The 25,632-nt window shown below is 62.8% G+C and carries 21 protein-coding genes; 13 read left to right on the top strand and 8 right to left on the bottom strand.

What is annotated here, in order from left to right; all coding sequences use genetic code 11:
* Nucleotides 1-52: 52 nt before the first annotated feature.
* The 5 genes from AAC077_RS05600 to AAC077_RS05580 are packed head-to-tail and all read right to left on the bottom strand — an operon-like array spanning nt 53 to nt 5,874.
* Nucleotides 53-1,123 (bottom strand): glycosyltransferase family 2 protein, encoded by a 1,071-nt coding sequence (locus tag AAC077_RS05600; protein ID WP_339767341.1) that lies wholly within the window; start codon nt 1,121-1,123, stop codon nt 53-55.
* Nucleotides 1,120-1,827, bottom strand: coding sequence for an FkbM family methyltransferase (locus AAC077_RS05595; protein ID WP_339767337.1), 708 nt, complete (start codon nt 1,825-1,827; stop codon nt 1,120-1,122). The genes AAC077_RS05600 and AAC077_RS05595 overlap by 4 nt, the downstream gene beginning before the upstream one ends.
* Before the next feature lie 2 nt (nt 1,828-1,829).
* The gene (locus tag AAC077_RS05590) at nt 1,830-4,214 is read right to left on the bottom strand and encodes a glycosyltransferase family 2 protein (RefSeq protein WP_339767335.1); all 2,385 of its coding nucleotides are present in this window, start codon (nt 4,212-4,214) and stop codon (nt 1,830-1,832) included.
* A complete protein-coding gene (locus AAC077_RS05585; RefSeq protein ID WP_339767333.1) occupies nt 4,214-4,840 on the bottom strand; it encodes a sulfotransferase in 627 nt (208 codons plus the stop codon). Before AAC077_RS05585 ends, AAC077_RS05590 begins: the two co-directional genes overlap by 1 nt.
* On the bottom strand, nt 4,837-5,874 hold the full coding sequence (locus tag AAC077_RS05580) for a glycosyltransferase family 2 protein (RefSeq protein WP_339767331.1): 1,038 nt from the start codon (nt 5,872-5,874) through the stop codon (nt 4,837-4,839). Before AAC077_RS05580 ends, AAC077_RS05585 begins: the two co-directional genes overlap by 4 nt.
* 213 nt (nt 5,875-6,087) lie before the next feature.
* Between AAC077_RS05580 and AAC077_RS05575 the strand changes: the two genes are divergently transcribed.
* From AAC077_RS05575 to AAC077_RS05560, 4 genes are all read left to right on the top strand, one after another.
* Nucleotides 6,088-6,996 (top strand): MoxR family ATPase, encoded by a 909-nt coding sequence (locus AAC077_RS05575; protein ID WP_339767329.1) that lies wholly within the window; start codon nt 6,088-6,090, stop codon nt 6,994-6,996.
* A 59-nt stretch (nt 6,997-7,055) separates the two neighbouring features.
* On the top strand, nt 7,056-8,315 hold the full coding sequence (locus AAC077_RS05570) for a VWA domain-containing protein (RefSeq protein ID WP_339767327.1): 1,260 nt from the start codon (nt 7,056-7,058) through the stop codon (nt 8,313-8,315).
* A gap of 358 nt (nt 8,316-8,673) precedes the next feature.
* Nucleotides 8,674-9,147 (top strand): DUF4279 domain-containing protein, encoded by a 474-nt coding sequence (locus AAC077_RS05565; RefSeq protein ID WP_339767325.1) that lies wholly within the window; start codon nt 8,674-8,676, stop codon nt 9,145-9,147.
* 141 nt (nt 9,148-9,288) lie between these two features.
* Nucleotides 9,289-10,056: a hypothetical protein gene (locus AAC077_RS05560; RefSeq protein ID WP_339767323.1), complete on the top strand. Its 768-nt coding sequence runs from the start codon at nt 9,289-9,291 to the stop codon at nt 10,054-10,056.
* Between the two features lie 40 nt (nt 10,057-10,096).
* Here AAC077_RS05560 and purL read toward each other — a convergent pair whose 3' ends face one another.
* The 3 genes from purL to AAC077_RS05545 form a co-directional block, all read right to left on the bottom strand.
* The gene (gene purL, locus AAC077_RS05555; protein WP_339767320.1) at nt 10,097-12,256 is read right to left on the bottom strand and encodes a phosphoribosylformylglycinamidine synthase subunit PurL; all 2,160 of its coding nucleotides are present in this window, start codon (nt 12,254-12,256) and stop codon (nt 10,097-10,099) included.
* Between the two features lie 182 nt (nt 12,257-12,438).
* Nucleotides 12,439-12,972, bottom strand: coding sequence for a hypothetical protein (locus AAC077_RS05550; RefSeq protein WP_339767318.1), 534 nt, complete (start codon nt 12,970-12,972; stop codon nt 12,439-12,441).
* 385 nt (nt 12,973-13,357) lie between these two features.
* Nucleotides 13,358-14,263, bottom strand: coding sequence for a LysR family transcriptional regulator (locus tag AAC077_RS05545; RefSeq protein ID WP_339767316.1), 906 nt, complete (start codon nt 14,261-14,263; stop codon nt 13,358-13,360).
* A gap of 169 nt (nt 14,264-14,432) precedes the next feature.
* On the opposite strand from AAC077_RS05545, the gene AAC077_RS05540 reads away from it, so the two are divergent.
* The 9 genes from AAC077_RS05540 (at nt 14,433) to AAC077_RS05500 (ending at nt 25,592) form a co-directional block, all read left to right on the top strand.
* Nucleotides 14,433-17,855, top strand: a complete 3,423-nt coding sequence (locus AAC077_RS05540) for an indolepyruvate ferredoxin oxidoreductase family protein (RefSeq protein ID WP_339767314.1) — start codon at nt 14,433-14,435, stop codon at nt 17,853-17,855.
* 94 nt (nt 17,856-17,949) lie between these two features.
* Nucleotides 17,950-18,828 carry a lysophospholipid acyltransferase family protein gene (locus tag AAC077_RS05535; RefSeq protein WP_339767964.1) on the top strand — a complete coding sequence of 293 codons (879 nt, stop codon included), beginning with the start codon at nt 17,950-17,952 and terminating at the stop codon, nt 18,826-18,828.
* A gap of 39 nt (nt 18,829-18,867) precedes the next feature.
* The gene (locus AAC077_RS05530) at nt 18,868-19,677 is read left to right on the top strand and encodes an aspartate/glutamate racemase family protein (protein WP_339767312.1); all 810 of its coding nucleotides are present in this window, start codon (nt 18,868-18,870) and stop codon (nt 19,675-19,677) included.
* Between the two features lie 35 nt (nt 19,678-19,712).
* Nucleotides 19,713-20,741, top strand: a complete 1,029-nt coding sequence (gene argC / locus AAC077_RS05525; protein ID WP_339767309.1) for an N-acetyl-gamma-glutamyl-phosphate reductase — start codon at nt 19,713-19,715, stop codon at nt 20,739-20,741.
* Nucleotides 20,742-21,196: 455 nt separating this feature from the next.
* Nucleotides 21,197-21,640: a cytochrome c maturation protein CcmE gene (gene ccmE, locus AAC077_RS05520; protein ID WP_339767307.1), complete on the top strand. Its 444-nt coding sequence runs from the start codon at nt 21,197-21,199 to the stop codon at nt 21,638-21,640.
* A 78-nt stretch (nt 21,641-21,718) separates the two neighbouring features.
* Nucleotides 21,719-22,330 carry a holin-associated N-acetylmuramidase gene (locus AAC077_RS05515; protein ID WP_339767304.1) on the top strand — a complete coding sequence of 204 codons (612 nt, stop codon included), beginning with the start codon at nt 21,719-21,721 and terminating at the stop codon, nt 22,328-22,330.
* Nucleotides 22,321-22,893, top strand: a complete 573-nt coding sequence (locus AAC077_RS05510; RefSeq protein ID WP_339767302.1) for a holin family protein — start codon at nt 22,321-22,323, stop codon at nt 22,891-22,893. The genes AAC077_RS05515 and AAC077_RS05510 overlap by 10 nt, the downstream gene beginning before the upstream one ends.
* Before the next feature lie 294 nt (nt 22,894-23,187).
* Nucleotides 23,188-25,143: a heme lyase CcmF/NrfE family subunit gene (locus tag AAC077_RS05505; protein ID WP_339767300.1), complete on the top strand. Its 1,956-nt coding sequence runs from the start codon at nt 23,188-23,190 to the stop codon at nt 25,141-25,143.
* Complete coding sequence (locus AAC077_RS05500) at nt 25,140-25,592, top strand: cytochrome c-type biogenesis protein (RefSeq protein WP_339767298.1); 453 nt, start codon at nt 25,140-25,142, stop codon at nt 25,590-25,592. The genes AAC077_RS05505 and AAC077_RS05500 overlap by 4 nt, the downstream gene beginning before the upstream one ends.
* Nucleotides 25,593-25,632 lie beyond the last annotated feature (40 nt).

Below are 25,632 nucleotides of genomic sequence, written 5' to 3'. Positions count from 1 at the left end.
GTTTGGGCGCAGAGCTATCGGCCCAATACGGCAAAATTGCGGAAATTTGAAGCTACTGCTGTGCCTTTGTTGCGGCTTTGGCACCGGTGCGGCGGGCGCGATTGGCGTATTGCACCATGAACCGCGCGGCGCGTGGCGACACCGGGCGGGTGTGACCCGCCATCAGCAGGCGGCCAAACAGCGCGCGAAACGGTTCTTGCTGCATCAGCGCGTCGAAACGGGCGTGCCGCCATGCGACGGCCTGTTGGTGTAGGGGGCCCAGCACCGGATCGGCTTTCAGGCTCTCCAGAATTGGCGTGCTGGCGGGGGACATGCGGGCGATGCTGGTGTCGCTGTCGGAACAAAAGTTCCGCTCGACCCAGTAATCCAGCCCCAGCACGTGATCGGAATGCACCGCGCGGCCCCGGTCGGCCTTCATCACATAGCTTTCCATCGCACCCAGCGGATAGTGGTTCAACTGCACCAGCGCATAGTTGGGCTGGCCGAAATTGCTGAACAATCGCTTGGTCTTGAACTGGGTGTCCAGTTCGCGGCCTTCACCGTCGAACCAGCGCGCGTGATCCAGCCGCGCCGTGTCAGGGTTGCGCGGGCGATGGACGCCCAGTTTGCGGTAGGTGCCATCGTTTTTGTACAGCGTCTTGAACATCGACGCGCGCCACGGCCAGTGCAGCACCGCAGGCGCGCATTTGGTGAACAAACGCGTGACCGGCGCGTCCTTGTAGCGGATGTGATCGCCATTGCCGAACAGCCGCCACGTCAGCGTGATCGCGGTGGCGTCGGGCAGGGCGTCCAGCAGCGCGGGCACGGTGCCGTCGCCCACGTGAATGTTGACGAATTCGTCCACATCCAGCGGCAAGATCCAGTCGGCCTGTTGCACCACGTCCAGCTTTTGCGCGTGTTTCAGGGCGGTGAACTGGATGCCGCCCTTGTCATAGGGGCCGTCGTTGCGGATGTGCGTCAGCCAGCCCTGAACGGCCAGCGCGTCCAGCATCACATCGGTGCCGTCGTCGCAATCGTTCGAGAACACCAGAAAATGCGTGAACCCGCAGGCGCGGTGGTGCGCCAGCCATTCCAGCAGGAACGCCGCCTCGTTGCGGACGCATAAGACGGCAAGGATGTTCACGCGGTGGGCCAGGTCCTGCGGAACGACACGACCTTGCCGTTCGAGCCGCGCGCGTTATAGTTCAGGCCCGCCTCCATCATCGCGGCAAAGACCGCGTTCACACCTTCGGGGCCGATCCATTTGGGGTGCAGCTTGACCACCGCAGCGCGCAGGCCGCTGAGGTCCAGATCTGGGATCAGCTCGGCCTCGGAGCCCTGGATGTCGATGACGATGACCGTGGGCGCCAGATCCTTGATCAGCGCCCTGGCGTTGTGCACCTCGATCTTTTCGATCACACCGGCCGGACTGTCCTCGCGCACGGTCAGCGATGACAGGGCGGGGTTCTTGCGCACGTGGAAATCGGCGGTGCTTTTGCGTTTGCCCAAAGCGCCCGAAATCACGCTGGCGTTCTCGATGCCGTTCAGCGCGAACATATTGGTCAGATAGGTGGCCAGTTCGGGGTTCGCCTCGACCGCATGAACCATTTTGACGGTCTGCTGCTTGGCCAGCGTGGCAGACACCGCGCCGATCCCGGCCCCGATGTCCAGAACCGTGTCCTCGGGCAGGGCGGTGCGGTTGCAGGCCGTGACCAGCGTGTTTTCATAAATGTCCTTGCGCAGCGCGGTGCGCATCGCCGGCGTCATGAACGCCGCCTTGGGAAAGCGCAGCCCGCGCGATTTGATGCTGGGCTGGGCGGTGTTTGCAACGTCTGTGGTGCCGTCCATCGTTAGCTCTCCATATCCAAAGCAAGGGCATAAGCCACCCGCTCGACCTCTGTCAGCTTCACTTCAAGCGCCTGTTGATACAGGTCCTCGAATTCGGGCATGGCGTGCAGCTCTTCGGCTTTGGCTTTGTGCCAGTCCAGACCCTTCTGGTGCCAGCCGCGCAGGATGTCGTCCTGCATCAACCGGTCGTATTCCGCGCGCAGGCGCGGCAGGTTGCGTTTGATGGTGATGTCGCGGAAATCGGACCAGTCCATGCGAATCCAGTAGTTGATCCCGATAGACCGGTCCACGTGCAGCGCGCGCCCGCGCTGGCGTTTGATCAGGAAGCTTTCTGCCGACCGCAGCGCATAATGATTAAGCTGCAACAGATCGTAGCCAATGGATTTTTTCGACGACCGCCAGCCGTTTTCGGCGGCTTCCTTGGTCATGTCCTTGCCCGAGCCGTTGACCCATTTCACCGTCTTCTTGAACGCCTCGTCCAGCTTGTTGGGGCGGTGGCAACTGATTTTCTCATAGGCGCCGATGTTCTTGAACATGGTCTTGAAGCCCCAGACCGTGTGCGGCTTGGGGCAGTATTTCGGCGCGCAATGGTCGAACTGGTCGATCACGAAGTCATCCGCCAGATCGGTCACCCCGTTGTGCCCGAACAGCCGCCATGTCATCGCCACGTTGGTCGCATCGGGCACCGCGTCAAAGAAATCCTGAAGCGTGCCGTTGCCGGTGCGCACGTTCATGAATTCGTCCACATCGATGTGAATGATCCAGTCGGCGTTCTTGATCACCGGTTCTTTCAGCGACTGATTCAGCGCGTATTGCTGGGGCGAATTGCCCTTCCAGCCGTCGTTGTTGCGGTGTTGCAGAACGCCCATCTCTTGCAGACGATCCAGGATTTCGCTGGTCCCGTCCTCGCAACCGTTGGTGTAGATCAGGAAATTATCCACGCCCATGGCGCGGTGATAGGCGACCCATTCCACGATATAGGGTGCTTCGTTCTTCATGCAGCCGACGATCACGTTGCCGCTGCTGCCGGGGTGCAGGTCGCGCGGGGGGATTTCGGCAAAGGCTGCGGCAAGCTGCTCCTCGTCCACCGACCCCAGCTTGTTGTGCGGGGCAAAGGACGAATTCTTCAGCTTGTCAAAGTTCTGGATCGCCAGGGGCGGCATCAGCTTGCGCGCAACCTCGGTCAGCCCGTCGGACTTGGGCGCAGGTGCTGCGGCCTGCGCCGCACCCTTGGGCGATTTGGTGGCCTTGGCGGCATCCAGATCGGCCCCCTTGGTCTTGCGCTCTTCGCGGGTCGCCTTGTCGATGCGCCACATGAACCCCAGCAGGTACTGCGTGGCCCGAAAGCCGAACTTGGGGTCCGCTTCCTCCCATGTGCCCTTGGCGCGGGGTTTGCGGAACGTGTCCTTGCTCAGCGCCGGTTGCGTTTTCAGCAAGGCGGTGTTGCCCGTGGCAAAGGTTTTCGAGATGGCCGACAGCGACGCCACATCAACAGGGTCGCCGTCCACGTTGATTTCATTGATAAACGACCGCCACAACTGGCGCGGCAAAATGCGTTTGCGGTCGGCCAGAACCTGCAACAACAGCGCATTCATCTGCCGCCCGCGCGTCAGCGCCGCGGCAGAGGTGGGCACAGGCACCGTGTCGGGCGTGGCCTTGCCCAGCACCGCGTCAATCCCGAACATCGCGCGGATTTCATCCGTAACCGTATCGGCGGCAAACCCGTCGGCATCATAGGGCCGCAAGGTCACGCTGCCCGCGCCAAAGCTGCCCTCCCAATGGGACACCAGCCGCTGATAATCCAGCCAGAAGGGGGCGGCCTGATTTTCCATGAACACCCCCGCCTGCGGGTCGATCACGGGGGCGGCGGCCAGACAATCGTCCCACCACGTCTTTGACCCGGCCAGCGCCATTTCCTGTGCCAGCGACGTGCCGCGCCCTTCCAGGATCTGCTCGGCGTACCAGCGCACCAGCAGGCTGGCCTGTTCGTCCACATGGGCGATGATGCGAATGTCATCCGACAGCGGCGTCAGCAGCGCGTGCAGGCGCGCCACCTCGGACGGATGCGCCAGACTGGTCCCCAGTTGCGAGGCCGACAGGATCAGATCGGTCGGATTGTGCTGCGCCACATCCCGCGCCAGATCGCTGGCCACGGCATCATACAGAACCTGTTGTTTGTCCTGCGGAATATAACCACGGTTGTACCGCAGCGGGTCCACATGGGCAGGGTCGGTGACCGCCATATACAGCCGCGTGTGGTTCTTCGGCCCCAGACTGCGCGGAAACAGATAGCCCTTGGCCAGCATCTGTTCGCGTTTGTCGGCCATGACCGATTGCAGACGGTCCGCGCCCACCTGTTCCAGACCAATATGCAGATGAATGCGCATCATGACGCCTTTTTGTTCGAATTGCTGTTCACGCGGCCCCACCACGGCAGGGGCACGCCCAGAAATGTTGAAATGCGGTCGCGCGCCTTGGCGTCGGCCACGTCATATTCCAGAAAATCGTCGCGGCCCGCAAAGATTGCGCGCAAATGCGCATAATGGCCGGTGATCCACTGTTCGCGTTCCTTGGTGGTCTCGCCGTAGCCTGCGGGCAGGCCGGGAATACCCGCCTGCGGCAACCGCGCCACGCCCAGATCGGACCACGCCAGCATCGACTGGCTCAACTGGAACGGATCGCGCGTGGACGCCAGAAACTTCACCCCCGGATGATGGGCACGGATCGCCTCGATCAGGCCGAAATCCATCTGCGGCCACAGCGACTTGCCTTCGCGCAGCAGGCTGATTTCCGTCACGCATTCAAACGGGTCCAGATGCGCACCGGGATCGCCGGTCTCGAAATACCCGCGATACAGCAGCTCGGCCACGTACTGATTGTGAAGCGACTTGACGGTGGTCTGCTTGGGCCGCACACGGTGGTCGGCCACCTTGAACCCCGCCATCTTCAGCGCGCGGGCCAGTGTCGTCGTTCCGGTCTTGGGCAAGCCCAGATTGACGACCCGCAAGCTCATGTCACCGGCTCCAGCCCCAGCGCCGCGATCAGCGCCTGTTCTTGCGGCGGCAGCTTTGACGCGGCGCGCAGTTGCGCCTGCATCTGTTGGTATTCGGGCTGCGCCAGCAATGCGTCGCGCTTGGCGATATGGGCGGCGACCGCTTCGGCATGCAGGGCGGCAATCTCCGCGTCGGCCATCAGCGCGGCCATTTCGCGGCGCAGGGCGGGCAGGTACTTCTGGATCGACGTGTCTTCCCATGCGGCATCGTTGCGTTCACGCCAATAGGTGTCATCAAACGCGCGGTTCTCGCGGTTCACATCGCCCCGGTCATTCTTGACCAGATAGCTGTCCAGCGACCGCAGCGCATAGTGGTTCAACGTGGCAAAGTTGCGCGACCCATGGGCCGGAAACCGGCGGATGCGGCGCGGGTTGGCCGCCACCAGAAACCGGTGCTGCACAGGCCGACCCGACCCATCGGTCCACGCAGGCCGCTTGCCCTTTGGCAGCTTGTCGCGGAAAAACGGGCGGTGCGCGCCGTAGTATTTCAACGGGAAATCCGCCCGCACCAGCGTTTTCACCTCGATCGCCGTCTCGCCGCACCACAGGTCGGGATTGTGGCTGCGGGTGAACTGTTCGATCACCGGACGGTCCGCGTAGGCATCCACGTCGTCATTGGCAAAGAACTGGAAATTCACGCTGATCGCCTGCGGATTGCCACAGGCGTCGATCAGCGCCGGAATGGTGCCGTCGCCCACGTGAATGTTCAGAAACTCGTCCACATCCGCGACCCAGACCCAGTCGGCGCCCGCGATCATGTCCTGACCCTTGGCGTCCTTCAACGCCTCCATCTGGTAATTGCGCCCCTCGGCGGGGTTGGGCAGGTGCCGCACGATGCCACGCGCCTGCAACGCGTCCAGCATCCGGTCGGTCGCATCAGTGCAATCGTTTGAATAAAAAAGAAAATCCGTCACGCCCAGCAGGCGGTGAAAGGCGATCCATTCCAGCAGAAAGGGCCCTTCGTTCTTGACACAAGTTACGGCTGCTATGCGCATCTGTGCGCCCCTGCCCAGGACCCGCTCTGGTCACGCTTCATCTGCCTTATCCGCCTCTGATCGGGTTGTTGTCAGGGTGATCGTCCCGCAAAACCTCTGTTTTCGCTGCCCTTATAATGCCATCCGCCACATCATGCGTCAACGCTGGCCGCGCGCCAGACCTTGACCTGACAGGCCAGCGGTGCACGTTTGTCGCAACAAGGGGAGAGAGCGATGACCAAACCCACCTCGATCGACGCCGTGCAGCAGATGCTGGGTGATCAGGGCTATGTCTGTGACCGCGCGCTGGGCACGGTGGTGTTCCTGGCCCTGTCGCTGGGCCGCCCGCTGTTCCTGGAGGGCGAGGCAGGCGTGGGCAAGACCGAGATCGCCAAGGCCCTAGCCGCAGCCTTGGGCCGCCGTCTGATCCGCCTGCAATGCTACGAAGGGCTGGACGCCTCAAGCGCGGTCTACGAATGGAACTTTCCCGCCCAGATGATCGCCATCCGTACCGCCGAGGCCGCAGGCACCGCCGACCGCGCCGCCCTGCAAGCCGAGCTGTTCAGCCAGGACTTCCTGATCGAACGCCCGCTGCTGGACGCCATGCGCCCCGACGAAAACGGCGCGCCGGTGCTGCTGATCGACGAGCTTGACCGCACCGACGAGCCGTTCGAGGCCTATTTGCTTGAAGCGCTCAGTGATTTTCAGGTCACCATCCCCGAACTGGGCACCATCAAGGCCCCCGAGCCGCCCATCGTCATCCTGACCTCGAACCGCACCCGCGAGGTGCACGACGCGCTGAAACGCCGCTGTCTCTACCACTGGGTCGACTACCCCGATTTCGCCCGCGAAATGGACATCCTGACCGCCCGCGCACCGGAAGCGGCGGAAAACCTCAGCCGCGAGGTCGTGGCCTTTGTCCAGCAACTGCGCACCGAGGATCTGTTCAAGAAACCGGGCGTGGCCGAAACCATCGACTGGGCGAAATGCCTGCTGGCGCTGGACGTGCTGACCCTGTCGCCCGAGGTCATCGCCGACACGCTGGGGGCCGTGCTGAAATACCAGGACGACATCGCCAAGCTGCAAGGCTCCGAAGCCAAACGCCTGTTGGATCAGGCCCGCGCCAGCCTGGAACCCACCTGATGTTTCTTTTGGCCCCAAATATCCCGGGGGACCGGGGGCTGGCCCCCGGGGGCTGACGCATGGTCGAACACCTGCCTCTCGAACTGCCCGAAAACCCGCGCCTTGCGGGCAACATCACCCATTTCGCCCGCGCCCTGCGCCGTGCGGGCCTTCCCATCGGCCCGGGCCGCGTCATCGACGCCATCCGCGCGGTCGAGGTGGCGGGCTTTACCGAGCGGCGCGATTTCTACTGGACCCTGCACGCCTGTTTCGTGAACCGCCCCGAACACCGCGTGATCTTTCGCCAGATTTTCCGGCTGTACTGGCGCGATCCGCGCTATCTGGAACATATGATGGCCGCGATGCTGCCCGCGATCCGCGGGGTGCAGGAAGAACGCGCAGGCCAGGCCGGCGAAAAACGCGCCGCCGAGGCGCTGCTGGACGGCGCCGAAGCGCCCGATTTCGACGTGGACAAAGACGATGACGACGGCGAAACTCAGATTGAGGTTGATGCCAGTTTCACCACCTCGGCGCAGGAAAAGCTGAAAACGCTGGATTTCGAGCAGATGAGCACCGCCGAGATGGCGCAGGCCAAGCGGATGCTGGCACGGATGCGCCTGCCGGTGGAGCCAATGCCCACCCGCCGGATGCAGGCGGCGCTGCGGGGCGGCGTCGACCCCGCGAAAACCCTGCGCGCCGCCATGCGCACCGGCGGCGAGGTCCGCACCATCGCCCGCCGCGCGCCGCGCAAACGCTGGCCGAACCTGGTGGTGCTGTGCGACATCTCCGGCTCGATGAGCCAGTATTCACGGGTCGTTTTGCATTTCCTGCACGCGGTCAGCAACGCCAAGGGCGCAGGATGGGCAAAAGTGCACGCCTTTACCTTTGGCACGCGGCTGACCAACATCACCCGCCATCTGGACCACCGCGACGTCGATGCAGCCCTTGCCGCGGCCGGCGCCGAAGCGCAGGACTGGGAAGGCGGCACGCGCATCGGTGAGTGTATCGAAGCGTTCAACCGCGACTGGTCACGGCGCGTGCTGGGGCAGGGCGCCGTGGTGCTGCTGATCACCGACGGCCTGGACCGCGGCGCGCCCGAGGTGCTGGCCAAACAGATGCAACGCCTGCACCTGTCGGCCAAACGGCTGATCTGGCTGAACCCCTTGCTGCGCTGGGACGCATTCGCCCCCAAGGCGCGCGGCATCGCCGCCATGCTGCCCCACGTGGACAGCTTTCGCGCGGGCCACTCGATCGCCTCGCTTGAGGAACTGGCCGAGGTGATCTCGCGCAAGGACGACGTGGGCGAAAAGGCGCGGTTGATGGGGCTGATCGGGAAGTGAGTGTCACAGGGGCTTGCCGATCACACACGACGCACCTTCATGCAGGGGTTTGATGCTGCTGCAATATTGCCCGGTCCACACTGTGCGTGACCTCGCCACAAAGGGCAGCACCCGACCGCGGGTGGGCGCCGATACCTAGGTTCATGCCACTTAATGTCTATGCTTTGGCGTGTGTTCGAAGATGCCCAGTACGGTGAAGAAGCGCCCGCCCATGGGGCGGTCGGGCGCTGCCCGGCGGCACTTCGTGCCTTGTTCCGGGCTTGGGTGATTGGGGCTGGCGTTTGCGGATCCCGTGATCTGTCTGAATGTCGGCTTTTTTGACGTCAGTTATTTGGCTAAGACTTACACTGCAAAATGAATGCAGAACCTGAAAGGGCAGAACGCCACAATGTCAGCCGAACCCGAAAGCTACGCTTACTTTACGATTACGTCGGCGCTGCCTCTAAAGGACATTGATGCACATATGGGTGCGGCTGGGGATGGGCGTTGTTGGTCAAACGGCGACCACAGAAAGCAACCTGGCGGCGGAACCTATAGCTTTTCTCGATGGTCATTGCTTAGCGGTGTTGAGCGCGGAAAACCAATAAACGAGCACCTTCAGTCGCTTTGGCGTCGTTTGTCGCCACTTCGAGAGAAGATCATCCAGTTGCCTGCGGGAATGGAAGGGAGTGTTTCTTGTGTCGGGTATTTTGACTCGCATCTCGACCCTTTGGAAATTGCGTCCGGTCACTTTGCTACAGCGGCGTATTACAGACTAGGTTTTGACTGTGATTTCTATTTTGGTGATGATTTCGGTCACGAAGAGGACGGCAAGCCCTACTGGTCCTGGTGAGTCAACGTCGCACTTGCACCGATCACCAGAAGTGGCCGTTCTAGCCAGAGGGTGGACAGCAGCTTCGCCCCCCCCCACACAATCCAAGTAGACCTGCGCACCGTCCCCGCCTAAGCTTCCCTCACGCCGTGGGAGACCATCATGCACCTTCACGAATTCGCCATGGGCATCGGCATCGCCCTGATCAATATCATCGCGGTCTACGTCATCTACGGCACCACCCGCGCCATCTGGGGCGGGCGGCAGACGACCGAGACAAAGGATCTGGCGGGGTCGATCACCTTTCGCGTGGCCTCGCTTCAGGGGCTGATCCTGGCGCTTGTCTTTGCGCAAGAGCTGCAAGACTATTCGGACATCCGCGCCGATCTGGTGACCGAGGCCACGGCTATTGCCGATGTGTTCAACGACATCCGACGCTATGACACGCCCCAGATGCAGCAGGTGCAGACCACGCTGGCCACCTATGTCCGCCATGTGATCGACCACGAATGGGAAGCGCTGTCAAAAACCGGCAAGCTGTCGGGGCAGGGGTGGCAGTACCGCGAAGAGGTCTATCAAACAGTACTGGACCTTGACCCGCAAACACCGCGCCAGACCGACCTGCGCGCCCATATGATACAGGCCACCCAGAAGATCGCGGAATTGCGCCAAAAGCGCGAGAACAACGCCGTGCGAGTGCTGTCGGGTCTGTTCTGGTTTGCGGCCATCACCGGCGTTATTTGCGTCGCGGTGCCCTATTTCATATTTCCGCCCACGCCGCTGCATCTGGCGTTATTGTCACTTTATGGCGGCTATACCGGCGTGATCATGTACGTGATTTACGCCTTTTCCGACCCGTTTTCCCAGCCGGGGGCCTTGCCGCCCACGGCCTTTACCCAATTGCTGTTGGGGGAAATAGGACAGTATTAGCAGGCGGTATTAGCAGACGGGGCCGAAGCCCCGTCCGAATTTACGCAACCGCCGCGGCAAAGCTAGTGCGGAACACCTGTGCCAGATCGGCCAGCGGGGCCGACACCGACCCGAACTTGACCTGATCGCCGCCGAATTTGCCCACGGCAATCAGCGGCACACCGGCTTGTCCGGCGGCTGTCATCAGCGCCTCGGCCTTGTCAAAGTTGCAGGCCACCAGATAGCGCGCCTGATCCTCGCCGAACAGCGTCGGCGTGTCGGATGCGTCCAATGTCACGCCAACGCCGGTCTTCTCGGCCAGCTCGAACGCCGCCAGCGCCAGACCGCCATCGGAAAGGTCCGTGCAGGCGGTGATCAGATCGCGGTTGTCGCGGATGAACTGGCCGTGCTTCGCCTCGGCCTCCAGATCCACATGCGGGGCGTCGCCCTCGATGCGGCCAAAGACTTCGGACAACAGCGCCGACTGACCCAGATGCCCGGTGGTTTCCCCGATCAACAGGGCCACATGGCCATCGCGCACATCACAGCCGATGATCTCGTCGCTGTGGTACAGGATGCCCACCGCGCCGATGGTCGGCGTCGGTAGAATGCCGGTGCCGTCGGTTTCATTGTACAGCGACACGTTGCCCGACACGATGGGCATGTCCAGCGCCGCAACCGCTTCACCGATGCCTTTGATCGCGCCGACGAACTGGCCCATGATTTCGGGCTTTTCGGGGTTGCCAAAGTTCAGGTTGTCGGTTGTCGCCAAGGGCTTGGCCCCCACGGCGCACAGGTTGCGATAGGCTTCGGCGACGGCCTGTTTGCCGCCCTCGACCGGGTTCGCCTTGACATAGCGCGGGGTCACGTCGGACGTGAAGGCCAGCGATTTGTCGGTGCCGTGGATGCGCACGATGCCGGCACCCAGACCCGGCGTGCGGGCGCTGTCGGCCATGACCATGGTGTCGTATTGTTCATACACCCACTGTTTGCCCGCATAGTTGGGCGACGCCAGCAGCGCGCGCAGACCGTCAATGGGGTCGATCCCCGGCACATCGGCCAGCGGCGCGGCGGCGGGGGTCTCGACCCACGGACGGTCGTATTCGGGGGCGGAACTGGCCAGCTTCGACAGCGGCAGGTCGGCCATCGTCTTGCCATTGTAAACGATATGGAAACGATCCTCGGGGATTGTTTCGCCAACGATGGCAAAGTCCAGATCCCATTTGTCGAACACCGCCTTGGCCTCGGCCTCAAGCTCGGGGCGCAGCACCATCAGCATGCGTTCTTGGGATTCCGACAGCATCATTTCATAGGCCGTCATCTGCGTTTCGCGCACCGGCACGTTTTCCAGATGCAGGCGAATACCCAGCTTGCCCTTGTCGCCCATTTCCACGGCAGAGCAGGTCAGACCGGCGGCCCCCATGTCCTGAATGGAAATCACCGCACCGGTCGCCATCAGCTCCAGCGTCGCCTCCATCAGGCGCTTTTCGGTGAACGGGTCGCCCACCTGCACCGTGGGGCGTTTTTCCTCGATGGTGTCGTCAAATTCGGCCGAGGCCATGGTGGCCCCGCCAACACCGTCACGGCCCGTCTTGGCGCCAAGGTACACCACAGGCATGCCCACACCCGAAGCCGCCGAATAAAAAATCTTGTCCGCATCCGCCAGACCGGCGGCAAAGGCGTTCACCAGACAGTTGCCATTGTACGCAGGATCAAACCGCACTTCGCCGCCCACACAAGGCACACCGAAACAGTTGCCGTAGCCACCCACGCCCGCCACAACACCGTTGACCAACTGCCGCGTCTTGTGGTGCGATGGTTCGCCAAAACTCAGCGAGTTCATCGACGCAATCGGTCGCGCGCCCATGGTGAACACATCACGCAGAATGCCGCCCACACCGGTCGCAGCCCCTTGATAGGGTTCGATATACGACGGGTGGTTGTGGCTTTCCATCTTGAACACCACGGCCTGACCGTCACCAATATCGACCACGCCCGCGTTCTCGCCGGGGCCGCAGATAACCTGCGGGCCGTCGGTGGGCAGGGTGCGCAGCCATTTCTTGGATGACTTGTAGGAACAGTGTTCGTTCCACATGGCCGAGAAAATGCCAAGTTCGGTAAATGTCGGTTCCCGCCCGATGATCTCCAGCAGCCGCTGGTATTCATCCGTGCTCAGCCCGTGGCTGGCGATCAGGTCAGGTGTAATTGCTGGTTCGGTCATGCGCCCATGTCCCCCGTGACAGATGGTGGCCTGTCTTTATGGCAGCTTGGCGCGCGGGGAAAGGGGGGAGTGGCCGGATTTCTGAACGGCAAAAAGAAAGGCCGTGCTGAGAGGTAAGGAAAGCACGGCCTTTCAATATCGAACCGCCCCCCGCGAAGGGAGGCGGCAAGATCTAAAGTGGATTAGGGCAAGGTCACCGACTTGCGGTCGGCATAGTCTCCACGGCCACCCTCTTCGGACGCCAGAACCAGTTCATCCAACGTCGTACCCAGTTCGATCTTTCCATTTTCCAGCATCACGTTGCCGGGGGTTACGGTGATGATCAGAACTTCGGTGTCGAATTTGGCTGATGCTTCGTCGGACAGACCAACCACTAGCTCAGGGTTGCCCTGCGCCGAGGTGTTCACGCCTTCGATCATGCCGATAACCATACCGTCTGTGGTTTCCAGGTTGTCGCCACGGGCGTTGCTCAGTGCGCGGAATGCCGATTGCGACATCGCGATCTGGTTTGTGTCGTATTCAGCATAACCGTTGGAAACGCGCTCGTTGGTGGTGTCGTACTGGAACTGGTTCGAAGCGACTGGGTTCTCATTGCCAGCGTCGAATGCGGGCGCATTGCTTTTCAGATCGGGGTTGGCAGTGTTATCCTGTGCCAATGCGGGAACGGCAATCAAAGCGGCGATTGTCGAGGCGGTTGTCAAAAACTTGCGTGTCATTTGTAATTCCTTTCGTTGCGTTGCTGATGAGACAACGGCACAACGCGCCAATCGGTTCCTATTGTTTTTGCAGAAAAATTCTTCGTGAAGTGGGGAACCAAATCCCCCGATTGGGTGTTCTTACGCGCGATCTATTATTTGGGTGTATTGGCGTATTCCGCAGCGGTTCGATTAATCGCCTCACAACCGCATGGCGCGCATCAAAGTTGGGTTTTGGCCAAAAAAAAGGCCGAGCACGAAGCTCGGCCAAGTCCAACAGGGAGGTATGAAGATGATGCGCCAAAGGCAACCATCGTCTTCATGGCCGATTTAGGGGCAGCATTGCTGTCAAACAAGGCAGAATGTGAACGTTGCTTGGAATGGCCGCTATGCGTTTGCTGCATGGCTATGGTTTTTGGTTGTTTTTCAACTGCTTGCGGTACAATAGGATCTCTTCCTGCACGAAGTCGCGAAAGGCTGAAATCCGCTGTGAATGGCGCAATTCCTCGGGGTAGGCGAGGAATACAGGAATATCGGTCGACTCTATTTCAGGCAAAACGCGCATGAGGTCAGGAAAGTCGTTGGCCAGATAATCCGGCAGCACGCCGATTCCCAGATTGTGCAGCACGCCCTGAAGCACGCCGAAATAGTTGTTCACGGTCAACATCGAACTGACCTCGTGGGTCAGCAGCTCTTGAACAAGGCTGACGCTGGCCCCCACTTGCGCGGAATCGGTGTTCTGGCAGATCAGGCGATGATCCTTGAGATCATCCAAAGATATCGGGGTGCCGTTTTCCTTCAGGTACTGCGACGACGCAAACAGGCACATCTTCACCGTCATCAGCTTTTTGCGGATCAGGTCGGCCTGGCTTGGCTCTTTCATGCGGATGGCCACGTCGGCCTCGCGCATGGGCAGGTCCAGCACCCGTTCTTCCAGCATCAGGTCAACACGCAGGTCGGGGTGCTTGGCATACAGCTTGGGCAGGCGGGGGGCCAGCCACAGGGTGCCGAACCCCGTCGTGGTGGTCACGCGCAGGTCGCCGAACACCTCTTCCTCGCTGTCACGGATGCGCGCGGCAGCCGCATCCAGCCGTTTTGTCATGGCACTGGTGGCGTCAAACAGCAATTCGCCCTGTTCGGTCAGGATCAGCCCCCGCGCATGGCGGTGGAACAGGGTCGCGGCCAGCGATTCCTCAAGCCCGCGAATCTGGCGGCTGACGGCGGACTGGCTCAGATTCAGCCGGTCACCCGCATGGGTCAGACTGCCGGCGTCTGCCACGGCATGAAATATTCTTAGCTTGTCCCAGTCCATCACATCGCTTTCTGATCAATAAGATCACCCTATAGTAAAAGACATGGAAACCTACCACTCGTCAAAAGGCCCGTGGCGAAATTTCGCAATAATTGCTATACAGGTCATAGTTTGTGACCTATTATCGTGCTAACTTGCGATTAAATGTTCCAAACTGGGAGGTGCGGAGATGAGCACGCAGAAGATTTCACTGAATGACCGCTATGACCTGGACCGCCACACGGTCCTGTTGAACGGCACGCAGGCGCTGGTGCGGCTGATGATGATGCAGAAATCGCGTGACCGCGCCGCTGGTTTGAACACGGCGGGGCTGGTCACCGGCTATCGCGGATCGCCCTTGGGTGCGGTCGACATGCAGATGATGCGCGCCGCCAAACCGCTGGCTGAACATGACATCACCTTTCAACCCGGCCTGAACGAAGATCTGGCCGCCACCGCCCTGTGGGGCAGCCAACAGGCCGAATTGCGCGGCGAGGGCAAATACGACGGCGTCTTTGGCCTGTGGTACGGCAAGGGGCCGGGCGTGGACCGCTCGGGCGACGTGTTCAAACACGCCAACATGGCGGGCAGCTCGACGCACGGCGGCGTGCTGGTGGCCATGGGCGACGACCACACCGGCGAATCCTCGACCGTGCTGCACCAATCCGAATTCGCGCTGCTGGATGCCTATATGCCTGTGGTGTCGCCCGCCGGTGTGCAGGAAATCATGGACTACGGCCTTTATGGCTGGGCGCTCAGCCGGTTTTCCGGTCTGTGGGTCGGTCTGAAAACCATGAAGGACACCATCGAAGCCACCAGCGTGGTCGACGGCAATCCGAACCGCCTGAACTTTGTCCTTCCCGACTTCAACATGCCCAAGGGCGGCCTGAACATCCGTCTGGTCGACACGCCCGTCGATCAGGAAACCCGCATCATCGACCACAAACGCAACGCCGCCGAGGCGTTCAGCCGCGCCAACGGCATGGACAAGCGTATGTGGGGCAAACCGGGCGCCAAGATCGGCTTTGTCGCGGCGGGCAAGAACTGGCTGGACCTGATGCACGCGATGGACCTGCTGCACATTGATGCCAACGAGGCCGAGCGTCTGGGGATCACCACCTACAAGGTCGGACAGACCTGGCCGCTGGACATGGACACCTTCCACGAATGGGCCGCAGGTCTGGACCTGATCGTCGTCGTCGAGGAAAAGCGCAAGCTGATCGAGGTGCAGATCAAGGAAGCCATCTTTGACGACCGCGACGGCCGCCGCGTCTATGGCTGGCACAAGGGCGACACATGGGAAAACGGCCGTCGTCTGGAGCTGTTCCCGACACGCGGCGCGCTGGACCCGATCCTGATTGCCGAAAAACTGGGCGACATCCTGATCGAAGAGGGCCGCAACACCGACGGCATCAAGGCGGGCCTTGCGTCCCTGTCCGAAGCACGGCGCAACGACAACGCCCAGGACATCGCGGCGCGTCTGCCCTATTTCTGCTCGGGCTGCCCGCACAACACATCCACCAAACTGCCCGACGGCAGCCGCGCTTATGCGGGCATCGGCTGTCACTACATGGCGCAGTGGATGGACCGCGACACGGTCGGCTACACCCACATGGGCGGCGAAGGGGCCAACTGGATCGGCGAAGCGCCGTTTTCCACCACCGATCACGTGTTCCAGAACCTGGGCGACGGCACCTACAACCACTCAGGGATTCAGGCGATCCGCGCCGCCTTGGCGTCCAAGGCGAACATCACCTACAAGATCCTTTATAACGACGCCGTCGCCATGACCGGCGGCCAGACCAACGAGGGCGGCCTGAGCGCCTATAAAATCGTGGACGAGCTGCGCGCCATGGGCGTGCCCACAATCGAAGTCGTCTATGACGAAAAAGAAGACGTGGACCTGACCCGCTTTGGCAAGGGCATCGCCACCCAGGAGCGGTCCGAACTGGACGCCGTGCAGAAACGCCTGCGCGAGGTCAAAGGCGTCAGCGCCATCGTCTACATCCAGACCTGCGCCGCCGAAAAACGCCGCCGCCGCAAACGCGGCAACTTCCCCGACCCGGACAAACGCGTGTTCATCAACACCGACGTCTGCGAAGGCTGCGGCGATTGCGGCGTGCAATCCAACTGCGTGTCGATCGTGCCCAAGGAAACCGAACTGGGCCGCAAACGCGCCATCGACCAGTCGTCCTGCAACAAGGATTTCTCGTGCCTCAAGGGGTTCTGCCCGTCTTTCGTGACGCTCGAAGGGGCGCAGGTCCGCAAGGACCCGACCACCAAGCTGGACCTGCCCGACATGCCGCAACCGGACCTGCCTGCGATTGACGGCACGTTCAACGTGGTCATCACCGGCGTCGGCGGCACCGGCGTCGTCACCGTGGGCGCCGTGATGGCGCAGGCCGCGCATATCGACGGCAAGGGGGCCGGCATGATGGAAATGGCCGGTCTCGCGCAAAAGGGCGGGGCGGTGCACATCCATTGCCGTCTGGCCAACAACCCCGCCGACATCACCGCCATCCGTGTCGCCACCGGCGAAGCCGACGCGCTGATCGGCGGCGATCTGGTGGTCAGTGCAGGGGCCAAAACGCTGGGTCTGACCAGCACGGGCCGCACCGGTGCCGTGGTCAACAGCCACGAAATCATCACCGGCGATTTCACCCGCGACACCGAATTCGCACTGCCCGCCGACCGCCTGACGCTGGCGCTTCAGGCCCGTCTGCAAGACAAGGTGGCGCTGTTCGATGCCTCGGATCTGGCCAAGGCGGTGCTGGGCGATTCCATCTATTCCAACATGATGCTGATGGGCGCCGCATGGCAGCGCGGCCTGCTGCCGCTGACCCACGCGGCCATCGTTGAGGCGGTCACGCTGAACGGGGCCGCGGTCGAACGCAACCTGCGCGCGTTCGAGATCGGGCGCTGGGCGGTGCTGTACCCCGATCAGGTGCAAAACATCCTGACGCCCAAGGTCGTGGCATTGCCCAAGACGCTGGACGAGAAAATCAGCTACCGCGCCGATCATCTGGTGAAATACCAAAGCAAACGGCTGGCCAAACGCTATCGCAAGATGGTCGAAGGCATCGACGACCGCGCCGTGCGCGCCGCCGTCGCCGAAGGCTATCACAAGGTGTTGGCCTACAAGGACGAATACGAGGTCGCGCGCCTGCTGCAATCCACCCGCGCCAAGGCGCAGGCGGAATTCGATGGCGATTTCACTATGAAATACCACATGGCCCCGCCGGTCCTGTCGAAAATGGGCAGCGATGGCCGCCCGGTCAAACGCACCTTTGGCCCGTGGCTGGAAAAACCGCTGGCGCTGATGGCCCGCTTCAAGGGCCTGCGCGGCACGCCGCTGGATGTGTTCGGCTATACCGCCGAGCGTAAAATGGAACGCGCGCTGATCACCCAATACGAGGCGGACATGAAGCAGGTGCTGCCGGAACTGACCGACACCACCCGCGACGCCATCGTGGCGCTGGCCGAACTGCCCAAGTCGATCCGTGGCTTTGGCCCGGTGAAACAGGCCAATGAAACCAAGGCCGCCAAACGCCGCGAGGAACTGCTGGCCGTGATCCGCGCAGGCGGCGGAGACATGGCGAAAGCGGCAGAATAGGCGCAATCGTCACATTCCTGTAACGGGGGGCGTGTGATACTGTTGGTTGCAGTAAAACACGCCTCTGGTCACGGAGATGAAATTGGCGATCAAAATGGCCCCGTCCAAGCGCGCCATCGCGCGTGACATCACCTATTCGCATTCGGCCACGTCGCGCAGTGGCCGTGCGATGATCCGCCTGATTGAAAACTCGACCGGCCGGCTGAACCTGATCCGCCGCGCCGACGGCTATCAGGACGAGGTTGCGGCGGGCCGTGATTTCTGGTCGGTGATCGTGGAACGCTACGGGCTGTCGCTGGACGTGGTCGGCGGCGCGCTGGACAACATCCCGCGCACCGGCCCGCTGATCCTGATCGCCAACCATCCTTACGGTATCCTTGATGGCATGATGATGGGGCATATCCTGTCCGTCATGCGCGGCGATTTCCGCATTCTGGCCAATTCGGTGTTCAACCGCGCCGAAGAACTGAACCGCGTGCTGCTGCCCATCAGCTTTGACCAGACCCGCGAGGCACTGGCCCAAAACATCGAAACCCGCCGCACCGCGCTGGGCTATCTGGCGCAGGGCGGGGCCATCGGCATTTTCCCCGGCGGCACCGTCAGCACTGCGGCCAAACCGTTCTCGCGGCCCATGGACCCGCGTTGGCGCGGGTTCACCGCGCGCATGGTGGCCAAATCGAATGCCGCCGTGGTGCCGCTTTACTTTGACGGGCACACCAGCCGCCTGTTCCAACTGGCCAGCCACATGCACAACACCCTGCGTCTGGGCCTGCTGATCAAAGAGTTCCGCAAACGCGTCGACACCCCCGTGCGCGTGGTCGTCGGTGAACCCCTGGGCCGCGATGTGCTGGACCCGCTGGCACGCGACAGCAAACAGATGATGGATTTCCTGCGCAAAGCGACGTATGACCTCAATCCAAACCCGGTCAAATATTTTGATCTGGGCTATGAATTCGAGGAACGGCACCGCTGAGCAGATCACCGGCGCCTTGGGAATGCGGGCTAACGCGCTATGGCAATTGGTGTTTTTGACAGTGGTTTGGGCGGCCTGACCGTCCTGGAAGCAGCGCAAAAGCGCCTGCCGGACGTTGACTTCATCTATCTCGCCGACACCGCCCACGCGCCTTATGGCGTGCGCACCGCCGACGACATCTACAACCTGACCACCGCCGCCGTGCAGCGCCTGTTCGATGCGGGCTGCGATCTGGTGATTCTGGCCTGCAACACCGCCTCGGCCGCCGCCCTGCGCCGGATGCAAGAGGGCTGGGTGCCCGAGGGCAAGCGCGTGCTCGGCGTATTCGTGCCACTGATCGAGGCGATGACCGAACGCCAGTGGGGCGACAATTCCCCGCCGCGCGAGGTTGCCGTGAAACACGTGGCCCTCTTCGCCACCCCCGCCACCGTCAGCAGCCGCGCCTTCCAGCGCGAACTGGCGTTCCGCGCCATCGGCGTCGACGTCGAGGCGCAGGCCTGCGGCGGTGTGGTTGACGCCATCGAAGACGGCGACCTGATCCTGGCCGAAGCCTTGGTGCGGTCCCATGTCGACGCGCTGAAACGCAAGATGCCCCATCCACAGGCGGCCATCCTGGGCTGCACCCACTACCCGCTGATGCAGGACGTGTTCCAGCAGGCGCTGGGCGCGGATGTGCAGGTCTATTCGCAAGCCGCGCTGGTGGGCGAAAGCCTGGCCGACTACCTGACCCGCCACCCCGACAAGATGGGCAGCGGCACCGCCGGCTATCTGACCACCGGCGACCCCAAACGGGTCAGCGACCGCGCGGTGCAATTCATGCGACGACAAATCACCTTTGTCTCTGCCTGAACACCTTTCCCACATTCCCAATATAGAGGTCTGACATGACCCATTCTGTCGCAATTCTGGGGGCCAGCGGTTACACTGGCGCCGAACTGATCCGGCTGATCGCCGAACATCCGTCCATTGAAATCAAGGCCTTGGGCGCGTTCTCCAAGGCCGGTCAAAAGCTGGCCGAGGTGTTCCCGCACCTGCGCCATCTGGACCTGCCCGATATGGTGGCCTTCGACACCATCGACTGGACGGGCATCGACCTGTGCTTTTGCGCGCTGCCGCACAAGACCAGCCAAGAGGTCATCCGCGACCTGCCCAAGACCCTGAAAATCGTCGACCTCAGCGCCGACTTCCGGCTGCGCGATCCGGCGGACTACAAAAAATGGTACGGCAACGACCACGCCGCCACAGATATGCAGTCCGAAGCAGTCTACGGCCTGACCGAATTCTACCGCGACGACATCGCCGCCGCGCGGCTGGTGGCGGGCACGGGCTGCAACGCGGCCACGGGCCAGTTCGCCCTGCGCCCGCTGATCGCCGCCGGTGTGATCGGGCTGGACGACATCATCATGGACCTGAAATGCGCGGTTTCTGGCGCCGGCCGGTCGCTGAAAGAAAACCTGCTGCACGCCGAGCTGAGCGAAGGCTATCACGCCTACGCCCTTGGCGGCACGCACCGGCACCTGGGCGAGTTCGACCAGGAGTTTTCCAAGGTCGCAGGCCGTCCGGTGCAGGTGCAGTTCACCCCGCACCTGATCCCCGCCAACCGCGGCATTCTGGCCACCTGCTATGTCTCGGGCGACGCCGATGCCGTGCACGGCGCACTGGCGGCGGCCTATGAAAACGAGCCGTTCATTCAGGTCCTGCCACAAGGCGAGGCCCCCAGCACCCGTCACATCCGCGGCAGCAACTTTTGCCACATCGGCGTGGTCGCTGACCGCATCGCGGGCCGCTGCATCGTGGTCGCAGCCCTCGACAACCTGACCAAAGGGTCCAGCGGCCAGGCCTTGCAAAACGCCAACCTGATGCTGGGCCTGCCGGAAACCGCCGGCCTGATGATGGCACCGCTGTTCCCCTAAGTGTGGAACGTCACGCATTTCTGACCCGAACCGGACCTTTGGCGCAGTTCGGGTCAAAGGCGGGGGGGCGGACATTGCTGCCGTGCGCAAAGCCGCGCGTCGACGGGCCGAGGTGCGGCGATCCGACATTGGTGTCTGGCACTTTATGGCAGCCAAGCACATCCTAACTATTCGTTCCGCGCAACAGAAACCAAATCGCCGTGCCGTGGGGCGGCCCGTCATGTCGAAGACATGCCTGAGGCATGATGCGCGGCGGCCTGCGGCCATGATTCCGCGCAGGGAGGGTGCGGAAAGGACTCAAACCGGCCCTTCGCTGCGATCTGCGGACAGGTCCGGTTTTCCAAGGGGCGCCGATGGGTGCGACACTACGGCCAGACGGCGCGCGTTGATCGGCGCGCCGTTTGGGTCTAGATACCTCTGAACCTTTTCCATGCGGAAAAGCAGACGGAGCCGCGATGAAAAGCCTCAAGAAACAACGGCGCATCCAGATCATTCTGGTCACAGCCGTGGCGCTGGCCCTCAGCACCGCGCTGATCGGCTATGCCATGCGCGACGGCATCAATTTCTTCCGCGCGCCCAGCCAGGTGATCGCAGAACCGCCCGCACCGGGGGAAGTGTTCCGCATCGGCGGACTGGTCGCCAGCGGATCGTTGCAGCGCGGGCAGGGCGAGACGATCCGCTTTGACGTGACCGACGGCGGCGCATCCGTGCCGGTGGTGTTCAGCGGCGTTCTGCCCGACCTGTTCGGCGAGGACCAAGGCATGGTCGGCACCGGCCGCTACGTCAACGGCGTGTTCGAAGCCACTGAAATCCTTGCCAAACACGACGAAACCTACATGCCGAAAGAGGTCGTTGACGCGCTGAAGGCCCAAGGCGTCTACAAAGACCCCGAGGGCTGACCGTACGGTCCTCTTATCCTGTATTAACCATTTTCAACCCAGTCTCTGCGCCAAATGCAGCAGCAGCAGGGGTTGACCATGCAAACCGTCACAGACATCGCCAAGGAAATCGTCGCCCGCGAGGGTGGCTATGTGAACGACCCCGACGATCCGGGCGGGGCGACCAATTTTGGCGTCACCATCCACACCATGCGGCGCTTGGGGCTGGATCTGGACGCCGACGGTGATGTGGACGCAGCCGATGTGCAGCGGCTGACACGGGCGCAGGCGGTCGACATCTTCATCCGCCACTACTTCGAACGCCCCCTGATCGCGGAACTGCCCGCCGGTCTGCACGCGACGGTGTTCGATATGTACGTCAACGCCGGGGCCAATGCCGTGCGCATCCTGCAACGGCTGCTGTGCGAAATGGGGCACAGCGTGGCCGTGGACGGCGCGCTGGGGCCGCAATCGCTCAAGGCGGCACATGCAGCCTACACTCAGGCCCCGCAGGCCATGGTCGACGCCTACGGCATCGCGCGGCGCAACTATTACTTCCGCATCGCCGACCGCCGCCCCGCCAGCCGCAAATACGCGCGCACACGGGCCGGTGGCAAAGGCGGCTGGATCAAACGGGCCGAGGATTTCATCAGCGCGCCCTTTCACATGACAACAGCAGAATTTAACGCACGGGTGGCAGTATGGGGATGATTGAACGGATGTTTGGCCTGTTGTTCGGCAACGGCGGCAACGTGGTGCGCGACACGGTCGAAGTGTTCCGCGAAAACGCCGAGGCCGGCAGCGCCCGCGCCCACGAGGTGCAAGTGCAGGCGATGCGCCAGTTCGGCGCGGAATATGCCGTGGCGCGCCAGGGCTGGTTTGACCGCTTTGTCGACGGGCTGAACCGCCTGCCGCGCCCGATGCTGGCCTTTGGCACGCTGGGGCTGTTCGTCTCGGCCATGGTGGAACCGCTGTGGTTTGCCGAACGGATGCAGGGCATCGCGCTGGTGCCAGAACCGCTGTGGTGGCTGCTGGGGGTGATCGTGTCGTTCTATTTCGGCGCGCGCCATCAGGTCAAAGCGCAGGAATTTCAGCGCCAGATTGTCGGCACCATGGCCCATGTCCCGCAAGTCATGGACAACATCCGCGCCCTGCGTGCCTTGCGCGCCGACAGCGTCGGTGTGGCCGACACCGGCAACGACGCGCGCCTGACCACGGCGGCGATCCTGCCGGACCGGAATGCGGCGCTGGAGGTCTGGAAGCGGGCGGCTTAGGGGGCTGCCCTTAGCAATCGAGCGCTAAGCCGCGCATCGACGGGCCGGGGTGCGGCGATCCAACCTCAGTTACGGCCACTTAATGGCAGCCAAACACATTCCACCGACCTGTCACGTACACCAGCAGCCAAATCGCCGTGCCGTGGGGCGGCCCGGCGATGCGCGGCGGCCTTCGGCCTTGTCCCGCGCTTGGGGAAATGCGGAGAGGGACGCCCCCACAAATCCGATGCGACACAATGACGACGCCCCCCACTGCGGATTGTGACGCGACGCACGCAGGCCTATAAGGCCTGCATGATTACAGAACTTGGTCACTTTTCCCTGATCCTCGCCTTTCTCGTGGCGATCGTACAGGCCGTCGTGCCGATGATCGGCGCGCAGCGGCGCAATGCGGCGTGGATGGCGGTGGCCGAACCCGCCGCCGCCGCGCAGTTTTTCCTGACGCTGGCGGCCTTTGGCGCGCTGATGTGGGCCTTTGTCACCTCGGACTTCTCGCTGCGGCTGGTGGTGCAAAACAGCCATTCCGCGAAACCGATGCTGTATAAAATCAGCGGCACATGGGGCAACCACGAGGGGTCGATGCTGCTGTGGGTGCTGATCGTGACCCTGTTCGGCGCGATGGCCGCATGGTTCGGGGGCAACCTGCCACCCAGCTTGCGCGCCCGCGTGCTTTCGGTGCAGGCGGCGATTGCAGTGGCCTTTTTCGCGTTTATCCTGTTCACATCCAACCCGTTCCTGCGCCTTGCCGTGCCGCCCTTCGACGGGCAGGACCTGAACCCGCTGTTGCAAGACCCCGGCTTGGCCTTCCACCCGCCGTTTCTCTACTTGGGCTATGTCGGCCTCAGCATGACCTTCAGCTTTGCCATGGCCGCCCTGATCGAGGGGCGGGTGGACGCCGCATGGGGCCGCTGGGTCCGTCCTTGGACGCTGGCCGCGTGGATCTTCCTGACCATCGGCATCGCGCTGGGATCGTGGTGGGCCTACTACGAACTGGGCTGGGGCGGTTTCTGGTTCTGGGACCCGGTCGAAAACGCATCCTTCATGCCGTGGCTGCTGGCCGCCGCACTGTTCCATTCCGCCATCGTGGTGGAAAAACGCGAAAGCCTGAAGTCGTGGACCATCCTGCTGGCGATCCTGGCCTTTGGCTTTTCGCTGATCGGCACGTTCATCGTGCGCTCGGGCCTGTTGACCTCGGTCCATGCCTTTGCCAACGACCCCGAACGCGGCGTGTTCATCCTGGCCATCCTCGCGGTGTTCGTCGGCGGTGCGCTCACGCTCTATGCCCTGCGTGCAGGGGCCATGGAGGCGCGCGGCGTCTTCGGCATGGTCAGCCGCGAAAGCGCGCTGCTGGTCAACAACATCCTGTTGGCGGTGGCGTGCTTCGTGGTCTTTGTCGGCACCATGTGGCCGCTGGTGGCCGAGATGTTTCTGGACCGCAAACTCAGCGTCGGGCCGCCGTTCTTCAACATGGCCTTCACCCCCTTCATGGTGCTGCTGGGGCTGGTGCTGCCCGTGGGCGCGGTGATGCCGTGGAAACGGGCCAAACTGGGGCGCGCCGTGCGGCTGATGGCACCGGTGTTCGTGCTGGCGCTGGCGCTGGCCGGACTGGTCTGGGTGAAGCAGACGGGCCGCAGCATGCTGGGACCGGTCGGGCTGTTCCTGGGCGCATGGCTGGTGATGGGGGCGGCGGTCGATCTGTGGCTGCGCACCGGGCGCAGCGGCATGGCCCGCCTGTTCCGTCTGCCGCGTGCCGACTGGGGCCGCGCCGTGGCCCACGCGGGCTTTGGCGTGACCGTCTTTGGCATCGCGGGCCTGACCGCATGGCAGTCCGATGACATCCGCGTCGCGCAACTGGGCCAGCCCTTCGACATGGGCGGCTATACCCTGACCCTGACCGACGTGCAGCGCGGCGAGGGGCCGAATTACTTTGCCACCACCGGCTTTGTCACGCTGGCGAAAAACGGCCGCGAGATCGCGCAACTGCGCCCCGAAAAGCGGGTCTATCCCGTGGCGCAAATGCCCACGACCGAGGCCGCGATTGACCAGTCGCTGGCCCGCGACGTCTATGTGGTGATCGGCGACGAACAGGACGCGGGTGGCTGGGCGATCCGCACCTATATCAAACCGCTGGTCAACTGGATTTGGATCGGCTGCGCCCTGATGGCCCTGGGCGGCGGTCTCAGCCTCAGCGACCGGCGCTTCCGCGTCGCCGCAGGGGCGCGCAAGGCACAGGCGGTGCCGGCACAATGAAACGCATGCTGATGATCCTGCTGTTGCTGGCCGCGCCTGTCTGGGCGGTCGAGCCGGGCGAGGTGCTGGACAACCCCGCCCTTGAAACCCGCGCCCGCGAGATCAGCCAGGGCCTGCGCTGTCTGGTCTGCCGCAACGAAAGCATCGACGAAAGCCACGCGCCACTGGCCCGCGACCTGCGCCTGCTGGTGCGCGAACGGCTGGTGGCCGGTGACACCAACGCCGAAGTCGTCGATTTCATCGTCGCGCGCTATGGCGAATACGTGCTGCTGCGTCCCCAAGCCACGGGGGCCAACTGGCTGCTGTGGGCGGCAGGGCCGCTGATGCTGCTGCTGGCGCTGCTGGGCGCGGGCCTGTACCTGCGCAGCCGCGCCCGCAGCCCCGCACCACAGGACCAACCGCTCAGCGCCGCAGAATCCAAACGGCTGGCCGAAATTCTGGACGAGTGACGCGCGGTTTCGCTGTGCCCGGGCGCCGTGTTTGCTAAGC

The organism is uncultured Pseudosulfitobacter sp. (assembly GCF_963976325.1).
Classification (GTDB): Bacteria; Pseudomonadota; Alphaproteobacteria; order Rhodobacterales; family Rhodobacteraceae; genus Pseudosulfitobacter.
The sequence above is the reverse complement of the archived record's forward strand: the minus strand, read 5'-3'. Positions and strand labels throughout refer to the sequence as shown.

What these genes read in the sequence shown, in the direction of transcription:
- AAC077_RS05595 (WP_339767337.1), bottom strand. Translation starts at nt 1,827, where the DNA reads ATGGACGGCACCACAGACGTTGCAAACACCGCCCAGCCCAGCATCAAA.
- AAC077_RS05590 (WP_339767335.1), bottom strand. Translation starts at nt 4,214, where the DNA reads ATGCGCATTCATCTGCATATTGGTCTGGAACAGGTGGGCGCGGACCGT.
- AAC077_RS05585 (WP_339767333.1), bottom strand. Translation starts at nt 4,840, where the DNA reads ATGAGCTTGCGGGTCGTCAATCTGGGCTTGCCCAAGACCGGAACGACG.
- AAC077_RS05580 (WP_339767331.1), bottom strand. Translation starts at nt 5,874, where the DNA reads ATGCGCATAGCAGCCGTAACTTGTGTCAAGAACGAAGGGCCCTTTCTG.
- AAC077_RS05575 (WP_339767329.1), top strand. Translation starts at nt 6,088, where the DNA reads ATGACCAAACCCACCTCGATCGACGCCGTGCAGCAGATGCTGGGTGAT.
- AAC077_RS05570 (WP_339767327.1), top strand. Translation starts at nt 7,056, where the DNA reads ATGGTCGAACACCTGCCTCTCGAACTGCCCGAAAACCCGCGCCTTGCG.
- AAC077_RS05565 (WP_339767325.1), top strand. Translation starts at nt 8,674, where the DNA reads ATGCAGAACCTGAAAGGGCAGAACGCCACAATGTCAGCCGAACCCGAA.
- AAC077_RS05560 (WP_339767323.1), top strand. Translation starts at nt 9,289, where the DNA reads ATGCACCTTCACGAATTCGCCATGGGCATCGGCATCGCCCTGATCAAT.
- purL (WP_339767320.1), bottom strand. Translation starts at nt 12,256, where the DNA reads ATGACCGAACCAGCAATTACACCTGACCTGATCGCCAGCCACGGGCTG.
- AAC077_RS05550 (WP_339767318.1), bottom strand. Translation starts at nt 12,972, where the DNA reads ATGACACGCAAGTTTTTGACAACCGCCTCGACAATCGCCGCTTTGATT.
- AAC077_RS05545 (WP_339767316.1), bottom strand. Translation starts at nt 14,263, where the DNA reads ATGGACTGGGACAAGCTAAGAATATTTCATGCCGTGGCAGACGCCGGC.
- AAC077_RS05540 (WP_339767314.1), top strand. Translation starts at nt 14,433, where the DNA reads ATGAGCACGCAGAAGATTTCACTGAATGACCGCTATGACCTGGACCGC.
- AAC077_RS05535 (WP_339767964.1), top strand. Translation starts at nt 17,950, where the DNA reads ATGGCCCCGTCCAAGCGCGCCATCGCGCGTGACATCACCTATTCGCAT.
- AAC077_RS05530 (WP_339767312.1), top strand. Translation starts at nt 18,868, where the DNA reads ATGGCAATTGGTGTTTTTGACAGTGGTTTGGGCGGCCTGACCGTCCTG.
- argC (WP_339767309.1), top strand. Translation starts at nt 19,713, where the DNA reads ATGACCCATTCTGTCGCAATTCTGGGGGCCAGCGGTTACACTGGCGCC.
- ccmE (WP_339767307.1), top strand. Translation starts at nt 21,197, where the DNA reads ATGAAAAGCCTCAAGAAACAACGGCGCATCCAGATCATTCTGGTCACA.
- AAC077_RS05515 (WP_339767304.1), top strand. Translation starts at nt 21,719, where the DNA reads ATGCAAACCGTCACAGACATCGCCAAGGAAATCGTCGCCCGCGAGGGT.
- AAC077_RS05510 (WP_339767302.1), top strand. Translation starts at nt 22,321, where the DNA reads ATGGGGATGATTGAACGGATGTTTGGCCTGTTGTTCGGCAACGGCGGC.
- AAC077_RS05505 (WP_339767300.1), top strand. Translation starts at nt 23,188, where the DNA reads ATGATTACAGAACTTGGTCACTTTTCCCTGATCCTCGCCTTTCTCGTG.
- AAC077_RS05500 (WP_339767298.1), top strand. Translation starts at nt 25,140, where the DNA reads ATGAAACGCATGCTGATGATCCTGCTGTTGCTGGCCGCGCCTGTCTGG.